The following is a 3,917-nucleotide window of genomic DNA, read 5'->3' as shown; positions in this document are numbered from 1 at the left end:
ATGTCGCCAATCTTCTTGGCTTGCTGCAGCCGCTGCTGCTCTTGCTCTTTGTTAAAGATCGGGGACAGCGCCTGATGGGCATGGGCCACATCGCGACTGAGCTTGCTCACGTCCTGCTGCTGATTATCACCATCCGGCAGTCGTCACTGACGGTATTATAAAACAAATTAAAATCTCAGTTTGGCTGCCCGGATTAGCTTATCAAAATTTAAGGTCGTTATAATGTTCTGGGATCTTGTAATCCTCTGTAAACTCCTGCCATGTCCCCGTCTCAAGAATAACTTCAGTGTCTTCTGCAATATTGTCAAAGAAGCTGGATAAGCTCATTGCGTGAGTCCTCATTTCCAAGATGGCAGCCCGCATAGTCAGCTCATCGTCATTATTTTTTGCCTTAGCTAGCAACGCCGTTTTAGACTGTAATAGCGTTAATTGTTTTATCAATAACATTTCCAACGATCGATTATAATTATCCGCTAGATCATCAGTATTAACTGGCAAATCGGATTTCTGGCATAATATATCCAGAAAAATATCCTTCATTTCATCTAGAAACAAACAAGTTTTCATTTTGGCAATCTCCTTCCTTCAGCGCTGGCAGTATCGGCTTTGGCGGTACCCACCTTGGCGGCAATCTTGCCCTGCATCTCGATAATGCCGCTCACCTGCGTAGCGATGTCGCCAATCTTCTTGGCTTGCTGCAGCCGCTGCTGCTTTAACCAGCTTGTTCGGTGAATTATGCGTTACAATTTCTATCCAGAACGCTAGCAAGCTATCAGCGCGAAAATTAGGGTACATTAGCTAAATTAGCAATAAACTTAAAAGCCCTTCTTAATTACTGAGATTGATTAAACCTTGATTTGATTTATTTTAAATATATCGTTGCCTAGATCAACGCTGATGTCTGAGTCAGGAATTTAGTTAATAAGCACCCTTATCTGATTAAATGTATTTTTATGTTCCATGAGATCTTTTACTTCAATCTGCACTAGGGCGCTAATTAGTTCCCCATCGTAATACTCACCGGCTAAAGGGTCTTCAGTAAGAACTTTCAAAATTCTTGGCATTAGCTGATCAACGCATAATCGCTGCCTGACAGCACGGCAAAGATCTTCCACAGACAAGTCTTCAATTGATATATCAATGACTCCTTCGAACCAAAGTTCTAGTGGCGATTGCTTCTTTTGATCTTTAATTACATTAATGTTCCCAATCAATTTACGGAAAGATATCATATGCCATGCCCTCTTAAAGCTGATTCATTTTTTCAATAGCATCTGTCGCCCCACCATATGCTGACTGAGCCTCCGTATTATGAACGTTTTTAAGGTATCTACATGATTTCTTAGTCCTTTGAGTGTGTTTTGCATTTCCTGCATATGATCTCAATATCCTCCCATTATTTTTAGATACAGGATTCCCACCCGTATCTTTAAGTGTTCCTGTAATATCATGGTCTTTCAAAGCATATTTGATGGTATTATCAATCTTCTTAATAGCACTTTCTTGCTTCTGATTAAGTTTCTCTGTGCCACTGGAAATCTTTGAACCATGCAAAATATGCGCGTTGGTGGATTTTACACCTTGAGATGATATCTCTTTCAACAATGATGCTTTTTTATTAGCTTCTGAACTTATAGTTCCAAGCTTACTTGCCGCCGCACTCCCCAAAACTGGGGTCAGCGAAGCAATGATAACATCCATTCCTTGCTTTTTAATTGCATATCCTTGAGCTGTCTGACGATCGACCCCCAGAACATCTATCGCATATTGCGTCAGCGCATCCTTCACTTGCTGCTGATTCTGGGCATCAACACTGGTGATATCAAGCAGATTGACTATCTTTCCGTAAGCATCAGAATATTGCTGGCTGGCTTTGGAGTCATAAGTTCCTGTTTTTTCGTATTCCTGCTTTGCCGCAATAACGTCCAGTCGCGTACCCGCACAGGTCGCACTACCAGCACGATCGTTACCATATGCTTCGATTACCCTCTGGTCACGGCTGATGTCTTTTTCACGCAGGTCGTTTATCTGCTGCTGCGCCTGCTCACGCTCCACTGGATCCTTAGTCTTGCGAAGCTTTTGTTTCGCTATCTTTCCTCTGGTGTTGCCGGGTTCAGCACTTTGCCCGTTTCATCAGTAAGATTCGTATTATTTACCAGCGAACCTTGAGCCTGGACATTATTCTGGAAGCCTGTGCCGAAGCTATCCAGACCAGACAGATAGATATTCTCTACCACACTCAGGCAAGATGGCCTGTGGATCACCACTGTGACCGATGATGCTACTTGGGATGAACTCTGCGAGGCCAGCCAGTACCGCCCGGATCTTGGCGCCGATTGGGTGCGGGAGAACGGCGAGGTGCTTGTCAGTGGCGACTGGCTCACCGAGTCCAGTACCACCGAAGCTCAACAAGTGGACATTACCGCCGCACCGGGTGTGATCCGGTTGTGGCGGCGGGAAGTGGACGTTTTTAGGGCTTAGAAGTAGTAACCCCAGCCAAGGCTGGGGTTACTAGTTTTAGTTGTAGTAGCTTAGACCTGATCTAACAGTCACCACCATTTAGGATAATCATTAAACGCTGCATATATTGCAGATTTCGCATCGTCCGTTAACTTTTCTCTGCCTTTTGATACTGTGGTATATCCATGCAGATCTTCTTTAGCACATGACCATTCAAGCCATCCTAAAACTGGATTTACAATCAACTCAAAACATCCATTCATATCTTTAAGATGGGCTATATCATCATTCCGTATATTGTCGATAAATTCATCAAAGCATTGGCATTCAAGCCATACCTGGGAACTGACACTCAAGCTATAGCTAAATTTATCTACTTGAATCGCCAAACAAAACTTCAATGATGGAATATGTTCATCAAGTTCTATTACGTCCAATGTGATATTGATCGGACTTGTAATTTCTATATCCATTTAATTTGCCCCTAGATAACGAGCATGAATGACTGTTGGCAACTCACCAGCAGCGCGCGGAGGTTTGATTTCCAGTTGCCAACCATCGACTGTTATACGCCCATATGACATACCGTCCTTTGTCGCGGTATCTAACGCAGCTTGAAAACTTCTGAGTTCTGTCTGGCTGGCAAGTCTGACCGCCTCTGGCGTATTAGTTACGGCTTTAGATGCCGCATATTCTGCCATGTGTTCTGTAGCATTGCCATGTACCCATACTTTTTGACCGTTAGGTAGTGTCATTTCAAAAGATTTCGGTATAACAGAACCAGGGTAAACAGGCTGGGTCCCTTTTATAGAATCATATACAGTACCAGTTTTGCCTATATCAGCAGCAATAGACTCGGCCTTACCAGCAACACCATCAGGTAGTTTCTTGCCCGGCAGGATAATACTCGCCAGTATCCCCCCAATGGCTTCCAGAGCAAGCTGGTTACCTTGAGCCGCTTCTTTCACCTGCTCGGCAACCGCTGCCCAGGTTTCACTCTTTATCAAGGCTTTCAGCGTATCTGCCGCAGCCTGATTTTTACCCGCCAGATCGTTTAATGCCTGGGTACAGTAACTGTCTCCCATCGCGCATGAAGTGAGAGCCATCGCCGTATCAGCACCATAATCCGCCCCACCTAATAACGCATCACCGGTATCTGCCGCAGCGCCAATAATACTGTTAACGATAGAAGAGAGCGTACCCTCACCCAGCTTATCCCTGACCTGATCTTTCAGGGTGTTCGCTGTCTGTTTAACCGTTTCACGCGCTGCATCACCGCTCAGCGAGTTATTCTCTACCGCATTCTTCCCCGCCTGCGCCCCCGCCACCGCGCTCGCCACATCGCCACCGGCCAGGCCGCCCGCCAGCCCCGCCGCCAGCGTCCCCAACGCCGACACCATCGTCTTCTGGCTTTCCGTCAAATCCTTTGCTTGGGTTCCCGCATACACCTGGGAGGC

At 45.5% G+C, this 3,917-nt stretch carries 5 protein-coding genes and 2 pseudogenes; 1 reads left to right on the top strand and 6 read right to left on the bottom strand.

The window, feature by feature from the left end; all coding sequences use genetic code 11:
• Positions 1-201: 201 nt before the first annotated feature.
• From EDC52_RS19675 to EDC52_RS20490, 4 genes and pseudogenes are all read right to left on the bottom strand, one after another.
• The gene (locus EDC52_RS19675) at positions 202-567 is read right to left on the bottom strand and encodes a hypothetical protein (protein ID WP_131868029.1); all 366 of its coding nucleotides are present in this window, start codon (positions 565-567) and stop codon (positions 202-204) included.
• 347 nt (positions 568-914) lie between these two features.
• Positions 915-1,232, bottom strand: coding sequence for a contact-dependent growth inhibition system immunity protein (locus EDC52_RS19670; RefSeq protein ID WP_329955567.1), 318 nt, complete (start codon positions 1,230-1,232; stop codon positions 915-917).
• Positions 1,229-1,524: pseudogene (locus EDC52_RS20495) on the bottom strand (hypothetical protein); the annotation flags it as partial. The gene EDC52_RS19670 and the pseudogene EDC52_RS20495, both read right to left, overlap by 4 nt.
• Positions 1,525-1,908: 384 nt before the next feature.
• A pseudogene (locus EDC52_RS20490) lies at positions 1,909-2,091 on the bottom strand (DUF6862 domain-containing protein); the annotation flags it as partial.
• A gap of 132 nt (positions 2,092-2,223) precedes the next feature.
• Here EDC52_RS20490 and EDC52_RS19650 point away from each other — a divergent pair.
• On the top strand, positions 2,224-2,481 hold the full coding sequence (locus EDC52_RS19650; protein ID WP_230468114.1) for a hypothetical protein: 258 nt from the start codon (positions 2,224-2,226) through the stop codon (positions 2,479-2,481).
• Positions 2,482-2,549: 68 nt separating this feature from the next.
• Here the strand turns inward: EDC52_RS19650 and EDC52_RS19645 are convergent, their stop codons facing one another.
• Both EDC52_RS19645 and EDC52_RS20170 read right to left on the bottom strand, forming a co-directional pair.
• Positions 2,550-2,933: a hypothetical protein gene (locus EDC52_RS19645; protein WP_131868026.1), complete on the bottom strand. Its 384-nt coding sequence runs from the start codon at positions 2,931-2,933 to the stop codon at positions 2,550-2,552.
• Positions 2,934-3,917, bottom strand: a 984-nt coding sequence (locus EDC52_RS20170) for a VENN motif pre-toxin domain-containing protein (protein ID WP_230468112.1), incomplete at its 5' end; no start/stop codon positions are given.

The organism is Biostraticola tofi (genome assembly GCF_004343195.1).
Classification (GTDB): domain Bacteria; phylum Pseudomonadota; class Gammaproteobacteria; order Enterobacterales; family Enterobacteriaceae; genus Biostraticola; species Biostraticola tofi.
The sequence above is the reverse complement of the archived record's forward strand: the minus strand, read 5'-3'. Positions and strand labels throughout refer to the sequence as shown.

What these genes read in the sequence shown, in the direction of transcription:
- EDC52_RS19675 (WP_131868029.1), bottom strand. Translation starts at nt 567, where the DNA reads ATGAAAACTTGTTTGTTTCTAGATGAAATGAAGGATATTTTTCTGGAT.
- EDC52_RS19670 (WP_329955567.1), bottom strand. Translation starts at nt 1,232, where the DNA reads ATGATATCTTTCCGTAAATTGATTGGGAACATTAATGTAATTAAAGAT.
- EDC52_RS19645 (WP_131868026.1), bottom strand. Translation starts at nt 2,933, where the DNA reads ATGGATATAGAAATTACAAGTCCGATCAATATCACATTGGACGTAATA.